The organism is Nonomuraea turkmeniaca (assembly GCF_005889735.1).
Taxonomy (GTDB): domain Bacteria; phylum Actinomycetota; class Actinomycetes; order Streptosporangiales; family Streptosporangiaceae; genus Nonomuraea; species Nonomuraea turkmeniaca.
The window spans coordinates 1-19,134 of sequence record NZ_VCKY01000115.1; the positions used below are offsets into that span (position 1 = coordinate 1).

Annotated in this window: 21 protein-coding genes; 10 read left to right on the forward strand and 11 right to left on the reverse strand. The window is 67.4% G+C overall.

The window, feature by feature from the left end; all coding sequences use genetic code 11:
• The coding region (locus ETD86_RS29610; RefSeq protein ID WP_138669564.1) for a serine/threonine-protein kinase at positions 1 to 719 on the forward strand (719 nt) is incomplete at its 5' end.
• A 235-nt stretch (positions 720 to 954) separates the two neighbouring features.
• Here the strand turns inward: ETD86_RS29610 and ETD86_RS29615 are convergent.
• The 5 genes from ETD86_RS29615 to ETD86_RS29635 all read right to left on the reverse strand — a co-directional run bounded on the left by ETD86_RS29615 (position 955) and on the right by ETD86_RS29635 (position 4,654).
• Positions 955 to 1,893 carry a hypothetical protein gene (locus tag ETD86_RS29615; protein WP_138669566.1) on the reverse strand — a complete coding sequence of 313 codons (939 nt, stop codon included), beginning with the start codon at positions 1,891 to 1,893 and terminating at the stop codon, positions 955 to 957.
• 70 nt (positions 1,894 to 1,963) lie between these two features.
• Positions 1,964 to 2,905 (reverse strand): NADH-quinone oxidoreductase subunit NuoH, encoded by a 942-nt coding sequence (gene nuoH / locus ETD86_RS29620; protein WP_138669568.1) that lies wholly within the window; start codon positions 2,903 to 2,905, stop codon positions 1,964 to 1,966.
• 125 nt (positions 2,906 to 3,030) lie between these two features.
• Complete coding sequence (locus ETD86_RS29625) at positions 3,031 to 3,579, reverse strand: NADH-quinone oxidoreductase subunit C (RefSeq protein WP_138669570.1); 549 nt, start codon at positions 3,577 to 3,579, stop codon at positions 3,031 to 3,033.
• Positions 3,576 to 4,238 carry an NADH-quinone oxidoreductase subunit B gene (locus tag ETD86_RS29630; RefSeq protein WP_425465671.1) on the reverse strand — a complete coding sequence of 221 codons (663 nt, stop codon included), beginning with the start codon at positions 4,236 to 4,238 and terminating at the stop codon, positions 3,576 to 3,578. Before ETD86_RS29630 ends, ETD86_RS29625 begins: the two co-directional genes overlap by 4 nt.
• A 44-nt stretch (positions 4,239 to 4,282) precedes the next feature.
• A complete protein-coding gene (locus ETD86_RS29635; RefSeq protein WP_138669572.1) occupies positions 4,283 to 4,654 on the reverse strand; it encodes an NADH-quinone oxidoreductase subunit A in 372 nt (123 codons plus the stop codon).
• A gap of 333 nt (positions 4,655 to 4,987) precedes the next feature.
• Here ETD86_RS29635 and ETD86_RS29640 point away from each other — a divergent pair, with 333 nt between their 5' ends.
• The 6 genes from ETD86_RS29640 (at position 4,988) to ETD86_RS29660 (ending at position 11,128) form a co-directional block, all read left to right on the forward strand.
• Positions 4,988 to 6,298 carry a polysaccharide deacetylase family protein gene (locus ETD86_RS29640; RefSeq protein WP_170223336.1) on the forward strand — a complete coding sequence of 437 codons (1,311 nt, stop codon included), beginning with the start codon at positions 4,988 to 4,990 and terminating at the stop codon, positions 6,296 to 6,298.
• Between the two features lie 33 nt (positions 6,299 to 6,331).
• Positions 6,332 to 6,424, forward strand: coding sequence for a putative leader peptide (locus ETD86_RS60220; RefSeq protein ID WP_367804195.1), 93 nt, complete (start codon positions 6,332 to 6,334; stop codon positions 6,422 to 6,424).
• 120 nt (positions 6,425 to 6,544) lie between these two features.
• Positions 6,545 to 8,389: a 2-oxoacid:acceptor oxidoreductase subunit alpha gene (locus ETD86_RS29645; RefSeq protein ID WP_138669576.1), complete on the forward strand. Its 1,845-nt coding sequence runs from the start codon at positions 6,545 to 6,547 to the stop codon at positions 8,387 to 8,389.
• The gene (locus ETD86_RS29650) at positions 8,382 to 9,428 is read left to right on the forward strand and encodes a 2-oxoacid:ferredoxin oxidoreductase subunit beta (RefSeq protein WP_138669578.1); all 1,047 of its coding nucleotides are present in this window, start codon (positions 8,382 to 8,384) and stop codon (positions 9,426 to 9,428) included. Before ETD86_RS29645 ends, ETD86_RS29650 begins: the two co-directional genes overlap by 8 nt.
• Before the next feature lie 82 nt (positions 9,429 to 9,510).
• Entirely contained in the window at positions 9,511 to 10,413 is a 903-nt protein-coding gene (locus tag ETD86_RS29655; RefSeq protein ID WP_170223337.1) for an NAD-dependent epimerase/dehydratase family protein, read from the forward strand.
• Between the two features lie 58 nt (positions 10,414 to 10,471).
• Positions 10,472 to 11,128 carry a class I SAM-dependent methyltransferase gene (locus ETD86_RS29660; RefSeq protein ID WP_138669582.1) on the forward strand — a complete coding sequence of 219 codons (657 nt, stop codon included), beginning with the start codon at positions 10,472 to 10,474 and terminating at the stop codon, positions 11,126 to 11,128.
• On the opposite strand, the gene ETD86_RS55535 is transcribed toward ETD86_RS29660, so the two are convergent.
• The gene (locus tag ETD86_RS55535; protein ID WP_170223338.1) at positions 11,125 to 11,850 is read right to left on the reverse strand and encodes a right-handed parallel beta-helix repeat-containing protein; all 726 of its coding nucleotides are present in this window, start codon (positions 11,848 to 11,850) and stop codon (positions 11,125 to 11,127) included. The two genes, ETD86_RS29660 and ETD86_RS55535, sit on opposite strands and share 4 nt — an antisense overlap.
• Between ETD86_RS55535 and ETD86_RS55540 the strand changes: the two genes are divergently transcribed.
• Positions 11,822 to 12,508: a hypothetical protein gene (locus ETD86_RS55540; RefSeq protein ID WP_170223339.1), complete on the forward strand. Its 687-nt coding sequence runs from the start codon at positions 11,822 to 11,824 to the stop codon at positions 12,506 to 12,508. The genes ETD86_RS55535 and ETD86_RS55540 overlap by 29 nt on opposite strands.
• A gap of 280 nt (positions 12,509 to 12,788) precedes the next feature.
• Here the strand turns inward: ETD86_RS55540 and ETD86_RS29670 are convergent, their stop codons facing one another.
• Entirely contained in the window at positions 12,789 to 13,688 is a 900-nt protein-coding gene (locus ETD86_RS29670) for a right-handed parallel beta-helix repeat-containing protein (protein WP_170223340.1), read from the reverse strand.
• 29 nt (positions 13,689 to 13,717) lie between these two features.
• Positions 13,718 to 14,533, reverse strand: coding sequence for a 2OG-Fe(II) oxygenase (locus tag ETD86_RS29675; protein ID WP_138669586.1), 816 nt, complete (start codon positions 14,531 to 14,533; stop codon positions 13,718 to 13,720).
• A gap of 104 nt (positions 14,534 to 14,637) precedes the next feature.
• Between ETD86_RS29675 and ETD86_RS29680 the strand changes: the two genes are divergently transcribed.
• Both ETD86_RS29680 and ETD86_RS29685 read left to right on the forward strand, forming a co-directional pair.
• Positions 14,638 to 15,561, forward strand: coding sequence for a glycosyltransferase family 2 protein (locus ETD86_RS29680; protein WP_138669588.1), 924 nt, complete (start codon positions 14,638 to 14,640; stop codon positions 15,559 to 15,561).
• Positions 15,562 to 15,571: 10 nt separating this feature from the next.
• Positions 15,572 to 16,120 (forward strand): dTDP-4-dehydrorhamnose 3,5-epimerase family protein, encoded by a 549-nt coding sequence (locus ETD86_RS29685; protein WP_138669590.1) that lies wholly within the window; start codon positions 15,572 to 15,574, stop codon positions 16,118 to 16,120.
• Here the strand turns inward: ETD86_RS29685 and ETD86_RS29690 are convergent.
• From ETD86_RS29690 to ETD86_RS57295, 3 genes are read right to left on the reverse strand one after another with little or no spacing between them, the layout of a single operon-like run.
• On the reverse strand, positions 16,009 to 17,403 hold the full coding sequence (locus ETD86_RS29690; RefSeq protein ID WP_138669592.1) for an O-antigen ligase family protein: 1,395 nt from the start codon (positions 17,401 to 17,403) through the stop codon (positions 16,009 to 16,011). The two genes, ETD86_RS29685 and ETD86_RS29690, sit on opposite strands and share 112 nt — an antisense overlap.
• Entirely contained in the window at positions 17,400 to 18,134 is a 735-nt protein-coding gene (locus tag ETD86_RS29695) for a hypothetical protein (RefSeq protein ID WP_138669594.1), read from the reverse strand. Before ETD86_RS29695 ends, ETD86_RS29690 begins: the two co-directional genes overlap by 4 nt.
• A gap of 8 nt (positions 18,135 to 18,142) precedes the next feature.
• Complete coding sequence (locus ETD86_RS57295; protein ID WP_211370401.1) at positions 18,143 to 19,069, reverse strand: hypothetical protein; 927 nt, start codon at positions 19,067 to 19,069, stop codon at positions 18,143 to 18,145.
• Between the last annotated feature and the right edge of the window lie 65 nt (positions 19,070 to 19,134).

Sequence of the window (19,134 nt, forward strand, 5' to 3'; positions counted from 1 at the left end):
GGATGACACGGCTCGACGTGCCGCGGCTGATCGTCGAAGCGCACCCGGAGACCGGCGTCGAAGCCGACGATCTGGTGGACGAGACGGCGCGGGCCAGGTTCGCGCGAGAAGTCGAGGCGGCGCGGCGGGTGGCGACGTTTTCCACAGCCCGCGTGCTGGACGTCAACATCACCGGCCAATTCCCGTACATCGTCAGCGAATACGTGGACGGGCCGTCGCTGGAGCAGCTCGTCAGGAAGCACGGGCCGCGTGACGAGGACAGCCTGACCCGGCTGGCTTTATCCACAGCCGGGGCGCTGGCGGCCATCCACAAGGCGGGGATCGTTCATCGCGATTTCAAGCCGAGTAACGTGCTGATCGGGCACGACGGGCCACGGGTGATCGACTTCGGGATCGCTCGGGCGCTCGATCAGATGACCGTGACGTCCGGGAAGATGGTGGGGACGCCGCCCTATATGTCGCCTGAGCAGTTGTCCGGGGAGACGGTGGGGCCGGCCTCCGACGTGTTCAGCTGGGCAGTGACGATCGTGTTCGCGGCCACGGGGCGGCCGGCGTTCGGGGAGGACTCCGTGCCAGCGGTTTTCAACCGGGTGCTCACGGTTCATCCTGACCTGTCGCCGTTGCCCTCTGGGTTACGGAGTGTTGTGGGGGCTTGTCTCAGCAAGCGGCCCGAGGAGCGGCCGTCGGCCTCCGATGTGATGTTGGCGATCATCAACTGACGACCGACATCAACTGACGACCGACCGATTGAGGTCGCACGGCGGCGAGCGTCCATGGTGCCGCGCGTGTCGTCACGCGGGGCGGGCACATGGGTGACGGTGCACCGCGGCTGTGGGCTTGGGGACGGCGGGTACGAGGGTGAAGGTGCGAGCGCGGCTGTCGGCTTGGGAAGAGCGGGCAATGGGTGACGGTGCGAGCGCGGCTGTCGGCTTGAGGGAAGGGCGGTCGCGTCCGTCAGGGGATTGCCGTCCTGGCCCGCTTGACCAGGGTCAGATACTCCTCGCGCGACAACCGCCGCACCACCAGGAACAGGTCGTGGCGTTTGGCGAAGCGGTCCACGTCGTTCGGGGGCCAAGGCCCAGGGAGGTGATGGAGAACGGCCTCCATACTGTCGAGGATGACCAGGCCGGTCAGATCGTCGTAACGGTAGAGAAGCAGGCTGAAGGCCTGGCCGGAATCCACGCCGAGGCGGAACTTGGCGAGGACGTCGTTTCGCTGGACGATCTTGAGCTTCCTGGGAGATTTGCCGACCAGGTACGGGCCATCCGGCGGACCCACGATCGAGCCCTGGTTGACGCGCCAACGGTGGAGTTTCGCCATGGCGGGACGTAACACCAGCAAAGCCGGACTGAAGGCCACCACCAGCCACCTCCCGTCGACGATGTCCAGAACGGCGCGGCCGATGGCGGCGACGCCGCGCCACGCCGCCCACATTCCCACCGACGCGAGATATGCCATTAAGCCGATGCCGACGACGCCCGCGCATATGGCCGCCGCCTTTTGCCACTTCTTGTGGGAGGCAGGCGCCAGTCCGCGGACGCGCCGCCAGCCGGGGGCGCGGCTCGCGAGTACCGTCCGGACCTGGTCCGAGGGCTTGTTCTGGGCGTCCACCAGCGGGATGCCGGCCCGTCGCGTGAAGGATCGCAGGTGAGGGGCGTGCCATTCGCCGGGCAGGTCGAGGACGACCAGGCCGTCGGCGTTCAGCGCGGCCAAGCCCTGGACAGAGGAGTCCCCCTGGTCATAGCTGTAGTGGTAAAGCCTGGCCGGCGTTACGCGTGACGAATGCCCTGAGGCCTTGTCGGTGACCGTCAGCGAATCCCCGTCGGCGGTCAGAAGGGTTTTGGGGCAGCGGCTGCCCTTTGTCGCGCCTGCTACCGGAAGAAGCTCGTTCATTCGTCATCCCCCATGGGCCCCTTGTCCGGGTACGACGAATAAGGCGAACATAAAGTTTCCGCCGCGAAATTCAGATGAGAACTTTGACGACGCCGGTGAGGGCCAGTTGGAGGAGGGCCAAGGGGACGAGACCGGCCCAGGCGAGCTTCTGGAGCTGGTCCTCGCGCAGCCGCGGATACGTCACCCGCAGCCAGATCACGACGAACGCCAGCAGGAACACCTTGACCAGCGTCCACAACCAGCCGGGCAGGAACGGGCCGTGCCAGCCGCCCAGGAACAGGACGGTGGTCAGGAAGGACAAAACCACGATCCCGGCGTACTCGGAGAGCATGAACAGGGCGAAACGCATGCCGGTGTACTCGGTCATCGGGCCCATGATGATCTCGGACTCGGCGATCGGCATGTCGAACGGCGGCCGCCGAAGCTCGGCCAGGCCGGCCAGGAAGAAGACCACGCCGCCGATCGCCTGCCACGGCAGCCACCACCACTGCCACGCCTCGACGATGCCCGGGATCGAGAGCGTGCCCGCGGCCATCGCCACCGAGGCGGCGGCCAGGACCAGCGGCAGCTCGTACGACATGAGCTGGGCGGCCGAGCGCATGCCGCCGAGCACCGAGTATTTGTTGGCCGAGGCCCAGCCGGCCATGATCGAGCCGAGCACGCCGATGCCCATGACGGCGAGGACGAAGAAGAGGCCCAGGTCGAGGTCCACGGCCACGAGGCCGTGATCGAGGGGGATGACGATCAGCACGACCAGGTACGGGACCAGCGCCACGCCGGGGGCGATCATGAAGATGCGGCGATCGGCCGCGGCCGGGATGACGTCCTCCTTCTGCGCGAACTTCACCCCGTCGGCGATGAGCTGAGCCCAGCCGTGGAAGCCGCCGGCGTACATGGGACCGAGCCGTGACTGCATGTGGGCCATGACCTTGTGCTCGGTCTGACCGATGATCAGGGGTAGCGCCAGGAAGACGATGAGGATGACGGCGAAGCTGAGCACCACGTCAAGCATCAGGCGGCTCCCAGGCGGTCTCTGCTTGTGCTGCTACTGCTCGATGGACGACGCTCCACGCCCATGGCCCATGGGGGACTCTGTTGAAAGGGTCCCGGATGAGCGGTGGGCCGGTCCAGGGCGCGTCAGGTGTCATCCGGTGTCCCCCAGTCGGCGGGGACCCCGGGTGGGAGGGTTTTGCGGCGGCTTGGAGCGCCGTGTCCGGACTCCCCCGGCTCCTTGGCGCCCGGCCAGGGCTTGGCGACGCGGGCGGCCAGGATGAAGTCCTTACGGAGCGGGTGGCCTTCGAAGCCGTCGGGCAGCAGCAGCGGCACCAGGTAGGGATGGCCGTCGAAGATCACGCCGAACATCTCGTACGTCTCCCGCTCGTGCCAGTTGGCCCCTCGGTAGACGCCGACGGCGGTCGGCAGGTGCGGGTCGGCGCGTGGCACGCGGGTGCGGAGCAGCAGCCGGGCGCAGGCGACCGGGTTGTAGACGTGGGCCACGACGAGGAAGGTGTCCGGCGGGTCGTCGACGCCGGTCAGCCAGTCGAAGAACGCGTAGCCGAGGTCGTCGCGGACGAACGTCAGCAGCTCGATCCAGTCGGCGGGCGCGACGTCTATCGTGATGTCGCCGTACGACTCGGAGACCTCGGCGCGGTCGCCGAAGCGCGCGGAGAGCTCGGCGGTGTTCATGCCTGCTCCGGAGACGACGGTTCCCGGGACGACGGTTCCCGGGACGACGGTTCCCGGGACGACGGTTCCCGGGACGACGGTTCCCGGGACGACGGTTCCCGGGACGACGGTTCCCGGGACGACGGTTCCCGGGACGACGGTGCGTGCGAGCGGGACCACACGTAACGGTCGCTGAGCTTCTCCTCGGCGATCTTCTCCTGGAGCTTCATGATCCCGTACAGGAGGGCCTCGGGCCTGGGCGGGCAGCCGGGCACGTAGACGTCCACGGGGATGATCTGGTCCACGCCGTTCGTCACGCAGTAGGAGTCCCAGTAGGGGCCACCGGTGTTGGAGCAGGCGCCGAACGAGATCACGTATTTCGGGTCGGGCATCTGCTCGTACAGGCGCTTCACGGCCGGGGCCATCTTGTCGGTCACCGTGCCAGAGACGATCATGAGGTCTGCTTGGCGGGGGCCGTTCGCGAACGGGATCACGCCGAACCGGATGAAATCATGCCTGCTCATCGACGTCGCGATGAACTCGATCGCGCAGCACGCCAGCCCGAAGTTGAACACCCACAGGGAATAGCGGCGACCCCAGTTGAGCACGAAGCGCATCGGCTTGGGCGCCAACCGGGAGATCGGCCCCACTGTGGGCATCGGGAGATCCGTCGCTGCCATGATTCCATTCTTGCGCGGATCGCAGGCCAGGCAAAGAACGTCGGCTAAGTCCAGGTAAGGACTCGTTTGCGCCAGGCGTACACGATGCCCAGCGCGATGAACCCCAGGAACACGAACATCTCCACCAGCGTCGTCAGCCCGTAGCCCGGCGCGTCGAAGACGGTGGCCCAGGGGAACAGGAACACGGCGTCCACCGCGAACACGACGTAGAGGTACGTGAAGACGTAGTAGCGGACCTGCGACTGGGCCCAGCCCTCGCCGACCGGGTCGACCCCGCACTCGTACGTGGTCAGCTTGTCGGGCGTGGGACGGCTCGGACGAAGGAGGCGGTTGACGGTCAAGGCCCCGGCCACGATGGCGACGCCGATGGCGAGCAGTGCGGCGACCAGTACGTACGACCCGAAGTAGCCGTCCATGGAAACGATCGTAACTCGATCGCGAACCAAGGACACCTGAGCGGAGTCATAAACCAAGGATCGGTCAAAGCCTCGCACCCCATCCCCCAAAATCGGGGTAAACGGGAAGATCAACCCCATACCCTGACAGGCATGCACAAATCGCGGTTCTTCTCCGGGATCGCTCTTCTGGCTATCTCAGCCGGAGGATGCGGCCTGACCGGCGCCCCCCATGGGCGTGACGTCATGGTTCCGGCAGAGCCGACACTGATCGACTTTGTCGACCCGGCGACCGTCCCCGTCCTGTCCACCAGGACGATGAGCGAAGGCGATTCCTCTGGCACAACCCGATACGTGCATATCACCTACCCCGACCTCGCCACCGCGCCCGCGCTCAACCGGGCGCTGAAGGCGCAGGTCCAGCGGCAGCTACAGGACTTCCGCCAGCGCACCCGAGGCGGCGTCTACCCGCGTCCCGAGCTGAACGTCAGCTGGCAGCTGGCCGCCGCCTCCTCCCAGGTGATCGGAGTACGGCTCCGCACCGGCCAGTACCTCGGCGCGAGCTGGGGCAATTCCACACGGACGCTCTGGTTCGATCCGCGTAACGGCAAAACGGTCGGCTCCACCGGGTTGCTGGCCGGGCAGGACGCGCTGCGGCGGATCGCCGAGCTGGTCAGGGAGCGGCTCAAGGGGCGCGGGGAGCAGGTCGAGCGGAACGCGATCACGGCAGGCGGCGACCAGTTCGACTCGATGGCGTTCAACCGGAGCGGGGACCTGGTGGTCGAGTTCGACGACTGCCAGATCGGGCCGTGCTCGCTGGGGCGGCTGGCGGTGGCGGTGCCGGCGACCGAGGCGACGCCGCTGCTGTCCGATCTGGGACGGCGGGCCCAGGAAAGCGTCCGCGGGGCGACGGGCAGAGGCGTCAGGGACGACGAGGCGAGCGGCCCGCCCTCCTACGTGCGCGCCTCGCCGCACGACGTGTCCGCGAGCAGCCCCGCGGCCGCCAGCAGCCGCGCCGGCACCGTGGACTGCGCCAGGACCAAGTGTGTCGCGCTGACGTTCGACGACGGGCCAGGGCCGTTCACCGGCAGGCTGCTCGACGTGCTGCTGCGGGCGCGGGCGCGGGCCACCTTCTTCGCGGTCGGCAGCACCGCCGCCACGCAACCGGGGCTGCTGCTCAGAATGAGCTTGGAAGGTCATCTGGTCGGGAACCACAGCTGGGTCCACAGGGACCTGTCGAAACAGGCCAGCAGCAAGATCGCCGACTCGCTGGGGCGCACCGAGGACACGATCGCGTCGGCCATCGGGCAGGCCCCGACGCTGGTACGGCCGCCGTACGGGGCAGTGAGCGGGGAACTGCGCGACGTCGCGCGCCAGCATGGCTTCTCGCTGATCACCTGGGACGTGGACGCCGGCGACCAAGAGGGAGGCAAGGCGGCCGACATCGCGGACCGGGTCGTGCGCCAGGCGCATCCAGGTGCGATCATTCTCATGCACGACATTCATCGGGAGACCGTTGACGCGGTTCCGGACATCCTCAAAAGGTTGCGCGGGAAGGGTTACAGCTTCGTCACCGTTCCAGAGTTGTACGGCTCTGCTGGAATGCAGGCCGGACGCCTGTACAGGTCAGGGAGTGAGCCGTCCCGCAAGCAGCCCCTGACGTAGCGCATGTGTTGGGGGGACGTATAGTTGGCGCTCGTGACCCGAACCGTCCTGTTCGCCCGCCTGCATGTAGACCTCTGCAGGCTCGCGTCCGGACTGTGTCGTCGTTGTTCTCCGACCTCACCCTGAGACCGACCGCGTTTACCCGCTTTACGCGGGTCGCAAACGCGCGACCTTCCGAGGATCTAGCATGGAAAAGAGAACGCGCCTAATGCAACCGCGCCTTGGCGCGTCGAGGAGGACTGAGCTGTGACGAAGCAGGTCCAGCAACTCGACCGCGTGATCATCAGGTTCGCTGGAGACTCCGGCGACGGCATGCAGCTCACCGGCGACCGCTTCACGGCGGGCACGGCGGAGTTCGGTAACGACCTGTCCACGTTGCCCAACTTCCCGGCTGAGATCCGCGCGCCCGCAGGCACCCTCCCGGGTGTGTCGAGCTTCCAGCTCCACTTCGCCGACCACGACATTCTCACGCCCGGCGACGCGCCGAACGTGCTCGTGGCCATGAACCCGGCAGCGCTCAAGGCCAACCTGGGTGACTTGCCGCGGGGCTCGGACATCATTGCCAACACGGACGAGTTCACCAAGCGCAACCTGCAGAAGGTCGGCTATGCCGCCAACCCTCTGGAGGACGACTCGCTCAGCGAGTGGCGCGTCCACGCGGTCCCGCTGACCTCGCTCACCGTCAAGGCCCTCGAGGGTTTCGACCTGTCCAAGAAGGACGCCGAGCGGTCGAAGAACATGTTCGCCCTCGGCCTGCTCAGCTGGCTCTACCACCGGCCGACCGAGCACACCATCAAGTTCCTCGAGCAAAAATTCGCAAAGAAGCCGGAGATCGCCAAGGCCAACATCGCGGCCTTCCAGGCGGGCTGGAACTACGGCGAGACCACCGAGTCGTTCTCGGTGTCGTACGAGGTCAAGCCGGCGCAGCTGACGCCCGGCATCTATCGCAATATTTCCGGTAACCAGGCGCTCGCCTACGGCCTGATCGCCGCCAGCGTGCAGTCCAAGCTGCCACTGTTCCTGGGTTCGTACCCGATCACCCCGGCCAGCGACATCCTGCACGAGCTGAGCAAGCACAAGAAGTTCGGCATCCGTACGTTCCAGGCCGAGGACGAGATCGCGGGCGTCGGCGCGGCGCTCGGAGCCGCCTTCGGCGGCGCGCTCGGCGTGACCACCACGTCGGGTCCCGGTGTGGCGCTGAAGGCCGAGACGGTCGGCCTGGCGGTCACCACCGAGCTGCCGCTGATCATCGTGGACGTGCAGCGGGCGGGGCCGAGCACCGGCATGCCGACCAAGACCGAGCAGACCGACCTGCTGATGGCCATGTTCGGCCGCAACGGCGAGTCCCCGGTCCCGATCGTGGCGCCGATGTCGCCGTGCGACTGCTTCGACGCGGCCATCGAGGCGGCCCGGATCGCGGTCAAGTACCGCACCCCGGTCATGCTGCTCTCGGACGGCTACCTGGCCAACGGCTCGGAGCCGTGGCGACTGCCCGAAGTTTCGGACTTGCCAGACATTTCCCAGGAATTTACGACTACTCCGAACGGTGACGACGGCGAGTTCCTGCCGTACAAGCGGGACGCCGAGACCCTCGCCCGCCCGTGGGCCATCCCGGGCACGGCCGGTCTGGAGCACCGCATCGGCGGCATCGAGAAGGCCGACGGCACCGGCAACATCTCCTACGACCCGGACAACCACGACCTGATGGTCCGCAGCCGGGCCGCGAAGATCGCCGGCATCGACGTACCCGACCTCGAGGTCGACGACCCCGACGCGGATGCGAAGGTGCTGGTCATCGGCTGGGGCTCGACGTACGGGCCGATCGCCGCGGCCATCCGGCGGATCAGGAGGAACGGCGGCAAGGCCGCCCAGGCCCACTTCCGCCACCTCAACCCGCTGCCGGCCAACACCGGCGAGGTGCTCAAGCGTTACGACAAGGTGCTGCTGCCCGAGATCAACCTGGGCCAGCTGGCCCTGCTGCTGCGGGCCCGCTACCTCGTCGACGTGATCAGCTACAACCGTGTGCGCGGGCTCCCGTTCAAGGCCGAGGAGCTGGCCGGAGTCATCCAGGACGTGATCGACAGTGACTGAGCTCTTGAATGGGAGGGGCCTCAGCCTCGTTCCCAAGACCGATGTGAAGCAGGGTCTGAAGGACTTCAAGTCCGATCAGGAGGTCCGCTGGTGCCCTGGCTGCGGTGACTACGCGATCCTGGCCGCGGTGCAGAGCTTCCTGCCCGAGCTGGGGCTCAAGCGCGAGAACATCGTGTTCGTTTCGGGCATCGGGTGCTCGTCGCGGTTCCCGTACTACCTCAACACGTACGGGTTCCACTCGATCCACGGCCGCGCGCCGGCGATCGCGACCGGGCTCGCCGCGTCGAGGCCCGATTTGTCGGTCTGGGTGATCACCGGTGACGGTGACGCGCTGTCCATCGGCGGCAACCATCTGATCCACGCGCTGCGCCGCAACGTCAACCTCAACATCCTGCTGTTCAACAACAGGATTTACGGTCTGACCAAGGGGCAGTACTCGCCCACGTCCGAGGTCGGCAAGATCACCAAGTCGACGCCGATGGGGTCGCTGGACAAGCCGTTCAACCCGATCTCGCTGGCCATCGGCGCGGAGGCGTCGTTCGTGGCCCGCACCATCGACTCCGACCGCAAGCACCTGCAGTCAGTGTTGCGCGAGGCCACCGCGCACCGGGGCGCGTCGCTGGTGGAGATCTACCAGAACTGCAACATCTTCAACGACAACGCCTTCGAGCCGCTCAAGGACCCGGAGGTCCGTGACGACATCACGTTGCGGCTGGAGCACGGGCAGCCGATCGTGAGCGCCTCCAAGGCCGTCGTACGCGCCGCGTCGGGGGGCATCGAGGTGGTGGCCCGCGACGGTGTGAGCGAGGACGAGATCCTCGTGCACGACGCGCACAACCCGGACCCGTCGATCGCCTTCGCGCTGAGCAGGCTGGACGAGCCGGCGTTCGAGCACGTGCCGATCGGCGTCTTCCGGAGCGTGGACCGGCCGTCGTACGAGGTGGCCATGGCCGAGCAGATGGAGGAGGCCGTTCAGCAGAAGGGCCCCGGCGACCTGAGCGAGCTGCTGCTGGGCGGCGACACCTGGCGCATCGGCTAGTTGGTGATGAGAATGGAGCCGTCGGCCCGACGGCTCCATCTCCCACGGAGGTCAATCCACGATGTCGCATTGGCCTGAGACCGTGGTGCTGGTGACAGGGGCGGCCGGATTCATCGGCTCGCATCTGGTGAGACGCTTACGAACGCTTGGCGCCCAGGTGCACGCAGTCAGCCGCCGCCCCCAGCAGTCTCGCCATGGCGAGGTCTGGCACATGGCCCATCTGAGCGACGCCAGTGCGACGACGCGACTCTTCCGCTCGGTACGCCCAAGCCTCCTGTTCCACCTCGCCGGCGAAGTCACCGGTTCGAGAAGTGACGAAGTCGTCCGTGCCACCCTGGACAACAATGTCATCGGCGGGATCAACGTGCTGGCCGCCGCCCATGAAGGTGGCGTCAAGACAGTCTTCACCGGCTCCATCGAGGAGCCGCGCCCGGGCAACGACCACGCTCCGCCGTCGTCGGCCTACGCGATGTCCAAGTGGGCCGCCACCGGCTACGCGCAGCTCTACCACCGGCTCTGGGATCTGCCCGTCACGGTGCTGCGCCCCAGCATGGTCTACGGGCCGGCCCAGCCCGACACCACCAAGCTCGTGCCCTACGTGACACTCAGCCTCCTCCGGGGCGAGCGCCCGCAGCTCACCACGGCCACCAAGCTCGCCGACTGGATCTACGTCGACGATGTCGTCGACGCGTTCGTCCTGGCGGGCGAATCCGACAAGGCGATCGGACACACTCTTGATATCGGGACCGGGCTCAAGACCCCGGCCCATGAGATCGTCAAGGGGCTTTATCGGATCATCGGCGCCAGCACGACGCCGGAATTCGGAGCGGCCCCTGATCGCCCGCACGATATTACGCAGGTCGGCGATATCACGCCTGCCGCGGACCGGCTCGGCTGGAATCCTGTCACGGAATTGGACGACGGGTTGCGCCGAACGGTCGATTGGTACGCGTCGCAAGAACGTCACAAAGAATCACACGCTTAGCCGCGCGGGCCGAGTTCTGGGAGCATAGGGATACTTATCTGGCCGGAGGAGCCCCTTTATGAGCCGCCTGAACGCCCTGCGCAGTCGTTTCGTGGACGCTCCCGACTCGCTGGGAGCCAGGGCACGGGCGCGAAGGTGGCAGTGGTTCGCCGACCGGTTCCCGGACCTCGACCAGATGCACGTCCTCGACCTCGGCGGTACGGCCGGAGCCTGGATGCGCGCTCCGGTCAGGCCGGCGCACGTCCACATCGTCAACCTCGAGCAGCCGCCCGCCGACCTGCCGGCGTGGCTGCGAGCCGATGTCGCCGACGCCTGCGACCTTCCCGCCGCGATCCGAAGCACGCAGTACGACCTGGCGTTCTCCAACGCGGTGATCGAGCATGTCGGCGGGCACCAGCGCCGGCAGCAGTTCGCCGACACCGTGCACGAGATGGCCGAGCGACACTGGGTGCAGACGCCCTACCGCTATTTCCCGGTCGAGCCGCACTTCCTGTTCCCGGGATTTCAGTTCCTGCCGCTCACCGCACGGACGACGATCCTGCGCCGCTGGCCACTCGTCCACACTCCGACCTCCGACCGGGACGCCGCCCGCATGATCGCCATGGAGGTCGAGTTGCTCAGTGTGACCGAGATGCGGCACTACTTCCCCAAGTCCCACATCCGCTTCGAACGGCTGGCCGGGCTGGTGAAGTCGGTCATCGCGATCCGCAACTAGTCCGCGGCCAGCACGCTCGCGCCGCTGCTCTCCCAGGTGTTGCCCCGCCAGACGTTGCCCGGCCCATCGGAATCCCAGTACGACACCGGGCCGGCATAGCCGCCCTTCGGCCACACCCTGCGGCTGAAGACGTTGTCAATCACCTTGATGTTCGAGGACAACCCCTTCCTGCCGGCGCCCGCGTACAGTGACCAGCCGCCGCCGGCCAGCAGGTTACGCTCCACGGTGACGTTCCGGGTCACGCCGAAGTCCTGAAAGAGCGCGATCGCCCCGGTCTGGTCGAGCGTATTGACCACGGTGTTGTGCCGGATGATCAACTCGGTGCCGGCGGCCGCGGTGCCGGTTGACATGATCATGTCGGTGTGGTCCTCGGCGTAGTACTTCGGGTCGTGCACGTAGGAGTCCTCGATCAGTCCTTGGTCGGTGAGGATGCCGTTGGAGATCGTGTGGATGTCCACTCGGCGCACCGTGATCATCTTGCCCTGGTTGAGTATGCCGAACTGGGTGCGCCGCTTGCCGTTGCCGAAGATCTCACTGTCCTCGACCTTGAGGCCGGTGAAGCCCGCGCGCTGGAGGATGCCCCAATAGTCGTCCTGCCCGCGCACACGGGTGTTGCGGATGGTCACATTGTTCGCCTCGACCGTGATGTCGCCGGTCACGTCCCAGCCGTCGATGACCTTGCCGTCTTCCCTGATGACAATCGAGCCGGTCTTCTGGACCATCTCGGTGCCGGCGGGAACGCCGGTGTTGCCAGGTCCAGGCCAGCTTCCGCTCGGCGGCGGGGCGGTCGTCGGCAACCGCGTAGGCGTTGCCGTCGGCGTCTCGGTCGGGGTCTTCGTCGGAGTCGCCGTCGGCGTTCCAGGCGGGGTCTTCGTCGAAGTCGCTGTGGGAGTCTCGGTCGGGGTCTCGGTCGGGGTCTCGGTCGGGGTCTCGGTCGGGGTCTCGGTCGGGGTCTCGGTCGGGGTCTTCGTCGGAGTCGCCGTCGGCGTCTCAGACGGGGTCACCGTGGGAGTCGCGGTCGGAGTCCTCGTGGGAGTCACCGTCGGCGTCGTGGTCGGCGTCTTCGTAGGCGTCACGGTCGGCGTCACGGTGGGGGTCACGGTCGGCGTCACGGTGGGGGTCACGGTCGGCGTCACGGTGGGGGTCACGGTCGGCGTCACGGGCGGGGTCGCGATCGGCGTCGCCGTCTTGGTCGGCCTGCGCGTCGGCCGCGAGGTCGGCTTCTTGGTGGGCCGTCTGGGCCACCACCAGGGGCCCTTGGTCGTGAGCCTGCCGGCGCGCGGTTTTTCGGTGGTGGCGCGTGGCCGGGGCCTCTGGCCGGCGGCGGCGTGCGGCGAAGCCGTGGCGCGCGCCACGCTCGCGTCCGTCAGGGCCGCCTGAGGCTCAAGCACGTCAGAGACGACAATGCCGTATCCGCCCGCCAGCACCGCCACAGTGGATACGCCGGCCAGGGATAACCACCCGGTCCGCCGCTTGCTCCTTCGATGCCTTGACACAGGCGACTCCTTCCGATCATGGCCACGCCGAGTCCCCAAGAGGAGACAGTAGCCATACCGGAAGCGCTAAGAGGGAGTTTTTAACGAAAAGGACACGTTTTCCCCTCAATTCACAAGAGACGCCAACTTCTCCCAGATATCACAGAAAAATCGACAAATGGCGGTTATCCAGGAGTTACCGTCCCACCGTCTTCCCAGGTGTTTCCCCGCCACAGATTTCCGGCTCCGTCATTATCCCAATATGAAACGGGCCCCGCAGATCCCCCCTTGGGCCACACCCTGCGACTGAAGACATTGTCGATCACCTTGATATTCGACGACCTGCCTTTGGCCCCGGCGCCCGCGTACAGCGACCAGCCGCCCCCGGCCAGCAGATTGCCCTCCACCGTCACATTCTTGATCACGCCGAAGTCCTGGAACAGCGCGATCGCACCCGTCTGGTCCAGCGTGTTGATCACCGTGTTGTGCCGGATGATCAGCTCGGTGCCCGCGGCGGGCGGCCCGGTCGACATGATCATGTCGGTGTGGTCGCCGGAGTAGTACTTCGGGTCGTGCACGTAGGAGTCCTCGACCACACCCTGCTGGGTCAGGATCCCGTTGGAGATCGTGTGGATGTCGACCCGGCGCACGGTGATGGTCTTGCCCTGGTTGAGTATGCCGAACTGGGTGCGCTGCCTGCCGTTGCCGAAGATCTCACTGTCCTCGACCGTCAGCCCGCTGCGCCCCTCGCGCTGGAGGATCCCCCACCACCCCTTGGTGCCGCGGACCCGGGTGTTGCGGATGGTGACGTTGTCGGCCTCGACCGTGATGTAGCCGGTCACCTCGACGCCGTCGATGACCGTGCCGCTCTTGGTCACCCGGATGGGCCCGGACTTGCGTAGCTCCAGGCCATTGGGCACGCCCGTGTTGTCCGGCCCCGGCCAATCCTGCTCGGGCGGCTTCGACGGCGGAGGCGAGGCAGGTGGGGCAGGTGGGGAAGCAACCGTGGCCGGCGGCTGGGTGACGACCGGCTTCTCCTGGGCCCCCGAACTCTGGCACCCGCTCAGCAGCACGATCAGGCCCACGCCGAGACACCAACCTCCGACGTACGGCCTCACTCGTCCTTGGTCTTCCTATGGGAGACGAGATCAGCGAGTGCAGGCGGCGTCCAACGCTTGGCGACCTGGCGGAGGTTGCTCTTCCACGCCTCGCCGGGCCGTTGCTTGAACAGCGTGGTGTGGTCGTCGGTGACCTCGTCCTCGGGCCGGCCGTTGGAGTAGTAGTAGAGCGCCATCGAGCGCCGTGCCCGGTCCGGCGGACAGGTGAGCGGATCAGGATGCCCGTGGTTGGCGTCATCGGTCGTGGCGAACAGCACGAACCTGTTGAAGACCGGGAGGATCTTGCCCTCGCACTCGGTCATGTCCTTGTTCCACAACTGCAGGTGCCCGCCGTAGCTCTCCTCCCAGTCCTTGTTGAGGTAGAGCAGGCCGTTGAGCCGTCGGTCGAGGTTGAGCTTCCGGCTCTTGTTGAAGTCGGCGTGCACCTTGAGGAAGCCACCCGGCCGGATCTGGTGCAGGCCGCCACCCTCGAAGTGCGGGTCGGAGACCAGTTGCGTGATGCCGGTCAGCCGCTCGAGGAACTCGACGAACACGCCGCTGTTGAACTCCGCCAGCAGGTGCCTGGTGGCCGGTCCCATGCGCTCGGGGTCGGCCAGCGCCAGCTTCACCTCGCGCGCGGTGTCGAACCGCTGCCAGGTGGCGTCTCGAGGCTCGGGGAACTCCTCGAGGACCGGCTCCAGCACGTCGGGCGGCAGGAAGTCGTCGATGAACACATGACGGAACGGTGAGGCCGTGCGGAACTGCTCGGAATACTTGTCCGCCAGCGGAAAAAGCTCATCGCGGCGGAAGGTGAAAGCCTGCAGATCCTGCATGAAGTGTGTCTCCGTCTCTACGACACCGGCCCCTACCCCCTCATCGCCTCAGCCGTGTCAGCTGTTACTTGTAACGATCCATTGCCGGGCCACGATGGCGACATGTGACACCCGGCTCTCCCCGAGTCGCGATCGTGATCGTGACCTACAACAGCGCGCCGGTCCTCCGTGGTTGCCTGGCCTCTCTGCCCGAGGGCGCTGAAGGGGCACGGCTCGTCGCCGTCGTCGTGGCGGACAACGCCTCCAAGGACGACTCGCTCCGTCTCGCGGAACAGGCCGCCGACCTGCCCGTCCGTCCCGTGCAAGTGGGCAGGAACGCCGGTTACGCGGCCGCGATCAACGCCGGGATCGCGGCGCTCGACCTCCGTGAGCTTGATGCGATCTTGGTGATGAACCCCGACTGCCGCCTCCGCCCCGGTTCGCTGGCCGTACTGAGCAAGGCCCTCGACCGTTCCGGCACCGGCATCGTCGTCCCCCGGCTGGTCAGCACCGAGGGCATGCTCCACCACTCGCTTCGCCGCGTGCCGGCCGTACGCCGTGCGCTCGCCGAGGCGCTGATCGGCGGGCACCTGGCGGGCCGCATCGGCACGCTGGGCGAGATGATCGTCGATCCCGGCCGCTACGAGCGGCCGGGCCCCGCGGACTGGGCCACCGGAGCCGCCATGCTCATCTCCGCCGCGGCGCTCACCGAAGTCGGCCCGTGGGACGAGTCCTTCCTGCTGTACAGCGAGGAGACCGAGTACGCGCTGCGGGCCGCGGACGAGGGCTGGACGCTCTGGTACGAACCCGCCGCGGTGGTCGAGCACATCGGCGGCGAGGCGAAGACCAGCCCGATGCTGGCCGCGCTGCTCACGGTCAACCGCGTCCGGCTGTTCCGGCGACGCAGGGGCAGGATCGCGACCGCGGGCTTCTATCTCGCCGTTCTGCTCGGCGAGGCAATGCGGGCCGCCGCGGGCCGCCGTACGGCCAGGGCGTCGCTCGTGGCCCTGCTCAGACCCTCCCGGCGGCTGCGGACCTTACCCGGATGAGAGGAACACCATGAGAGTCGAGCATCTTGAGCTCGAGGGCGTGCTGCTGTTCGTGCCGACGCCGAGCCACGACGATCGCGGCTTCTTCACCAGGACCTTCGACGCCGCGGTCGCCGCCGAGCACGGGCTGGACCACACGGCGTTCGTCCAGGACAGCCAGTCACGCTCGCGCCTGGGCACGATCAGAGGGATGCACGGCCGCGCGGGCCGCGGCGAGGCCAAGCTCGTACGGGCAGCGCACGGCGCCGTGCTCGACATCCTGGTCGACGCGCGGCCGGCCGCGGCCACGTTCGGCTCGCACATCACCGTCCGGCTCGACGACGTGTCCTTCGCGCATCTCTACGTCCCGCCGGGGATCCTGCACGGCTACCAGGCGCTGACCGAGCATGCCGATGTCTGCTACCGCATCGACAGAGAGCACGACCCCGCCGAGGACCTGGCCGTCCGCTACGACGATCCGGACCTCGCGCTGCCCTGGCCGTTGCCGGTCAGCACGATCAGCGAGCGCGACCGGTCGGCGGGCTCCTGGAAGGAGCTCAGGAGCCGCTTGTCCGCCTGATCCGCGCGTTCGAACCGCAGCAGCGCCCCGGCCACCCCGACGAGCAGGAACATCACGCTGGTGATGCCGGGGAAGGACAGCAGGTCGAAGGTGGCCGCGCCCAGCAGCGGGATCACCAGGCAGGCGGCGACGGTCAGTCCCAGGTTGCGCACGTTCGGATCGGTGCTCAGCCGGCGAACCCGGAGGGCGACGACGATCCCGCACACGATCACGCCGACGAAGCTCAGCACGCCGAGGAGCCCGGTCTCGACCAGTGACAGCAGGTACTGGTTGTCGAACACCTGATGCTTGAAGGGATACCAGGTGCCGGGCCCACGGCCGAAGATCGGGCTCTTGGCGAACTCCCGCATCGCGAAGGGGTAGTCGTGGGTGCGGTACATGATGCTGCTGTCGTCACCGGCGCCGGCGAACAGGTTGTAGAACGTGCCGATCAGGCCAGGCGCCAGGACTTTCATGAAGCCCAGGAAGACCACGAACGCGCCGAGGGTGACGATCCGGCGCCGGTTGGACCAGCCGAGCAGGAGGATCAGACCCGCCCCTGCCAAGCCGAGCACGGCGGTCCTGGAGACCGAGAACATCAGGCCGGCCGCGATGATGACGGCGCAGATCCACCAGCGAGTCGCGGCCTGACCGCGGCTGCGCGCCTGGAAGCCGAGATGCGCGGCCAGGGGCAACAACATCGCCGACAGCGCGCCGAACTCGATCGGGTGCCCGAGCGTGCCGGCGACCCGGCGCAGGTCCGATCGGGAGATCACGGTCGGCACCTCCTCGACGGAGGAGTGCCGGAGCCCGGGGATCTTCATGTACTCGGTGAGGTCGAAGTCGAGCCTGAACTGCAGCAGCGCGACGATCGCCGCGAACGTGCCACCGATCACGACCGCCTTGAGCACGAAGTCGAGGCGCTCGCGACTGCCGATCCCGTCGCAGACCACCAGCATCAGGCTCACGTAACCCAGGTAGAGCACCAACGTGTGGTCGGCGAGGTTGAGCTCGTCGGAGGGCAGGTACAGGGAGGTCGTGTACCCGTAGACGGCCAGCAGGAGCATGCCGTACACGAAGATCGAGGTGCGGACCGGATTGCCGCCCTTGGCCACGCCTGTCGTACTGACCATCTGCGCGCACACCCACACCACGCCCAGCGTCAGAGCCATGATCTCGGCGGGCGTGAGCGACAGCGGAAGGCCGGCCACCGCCAGGCGGGCCGGGAGGATCAGCAGGAGCAGGACGAACAAGCAGACCAACGTGGCGCCGTCGGCGCGACGGGGCAGGACGGTCGTGTTCATCCTTCGCGTCCAGCCAGTGACCGTGTTCCGTTGCTGGTGGCGGGCTCCAGCCGGGTGGGCTCACCCATGACCGGGCGGCGGCGCGCCCGGCGATGCCGGGCAAAGCTCTCGGCCGCGAAGGCGGCGAACAGGCCCATGAAGAACGCCAGCGCCCCGGTGACCACCGCGCTGCGCATCCGGCTGCCCTTCTTCTCGTCGGGCTCGGTCGGCGGCACCACGACGGTGGCCTGCACGTAGGTGGTGGGCGGCGCCTTGACCTGCTGCTGCCGGGCACGCAGCTCCGTGTGGGCCAGCGCGGTGACCTTCGCGACGATGCCATGGGCCAGCTCAGCGGTCGGCGCCTCGCAGGTGATGACGATGAAGGGGGTCGCCGGCATCAGCTCGGGGTTGGTCCCGCCGCTGGTGATCTTGAGTGTGACGTCGCCACCGATCGGCGCGCCGACCTTGGCGGCCGTCTGAGGGGTGTTCAGGGCCTGGATGAGGATGGACGAGGTCATGCTCAACCCCTGGTCGAAGGAGACCAGGGGGTTGGTGCGCGGGTTGGGGAACTTGGGGTCGCTCGGCACGCTGCCGCCCGTGACCGGCAGGGTGAGAACGAGCGCCGAACTGGAGACGAAGGTCTTGGGTGCCAAGGCGTAGACGCCGGCGGCTGCCACGACCGTGAGCAGGAAGGCCGGAATCGTCACGTACCACCGCTTGAACAGAATGGTCGCCGTCGCCCAGAAGTCCATGGCGGGCCTCATCCCTCGCCGTCGTCCTGGTTCGCCTTCCTGGGCCCCGGCACGGGAGAGAGGGAATCCCCCCGGTAGGCGGGGAACTCCATGGTGGCGGAGCTGTCCTCGTCGAGTTCCGGAAATTCGCCGGGTTCGTTCACCTGAGCTTCCGCCGGCTGCGCCACGGGCGCCGGCGCCGGGGCTGCCACGGGCGCCACCACTGGCGTCGGCAGCGAGGGAGCCACCGAGGCTCCTGCCGGGCTTGCCACTGGGGCGGCCGCGGGCGCCGCGGCCTCCGGCCGCGGCAACGTCGTGGGGTCGCGCCTGGTCACCACACCGTAGGCGACGCCGAGGCCGAGGAACAGGCAGAGCAGGGCGCCGCCGATCGCCCCCTGCCAGTTCAGGTTGTAGTCGGCCTCGGGTTCGGACGGCGGCACGATGTCGGTGGAGGTGATGAAGGTGTTCGCCGGAGCGCCGAGCGCCTTCTGCCATTTGTACAGCTCGGTCGCCACGCGCGCGCGGGCCGCCATGAGCACGGCCGAGGCCTGCTGAGGAGACTCGCTGGCGACTCTGACGTAGATGTAGGGCCCGTTGATGTCCAGGACATTGGGGTTGGTGCGCCCGTCGTCGATCGTGATCTCCGTCGGGCCGTCCTTGGGCGCGCCGAGCTCCGTCCAGACGTCCTGCGTGTTCATCGACAGGATGACGATGCTGGCCCCGGTCTTCAGTGCGTCGTTGAAGGAGAGGAAGGGGTTCGTGAGCCCCTGCTTGGTCTTGTCGTTGGAGACGGTGCCGCCGTTCACCGGTGTGGCCAGAACGAGGGAGACATCGGCCGTGTAGCGCACCGGAACGACGGCGTACACCACAACGCCCACCAATATCGACAGAAGGATCAGCGGTGGGCCTATCAAAATTCGTCGGAGGAGACCAAGGATCGCCTTCCAGAACTCCATTTTGGTACGTTCCCCCGCGTCAGCAATACGTGCCCTATAGGGTGCCATCGCATTACCACGGCCAG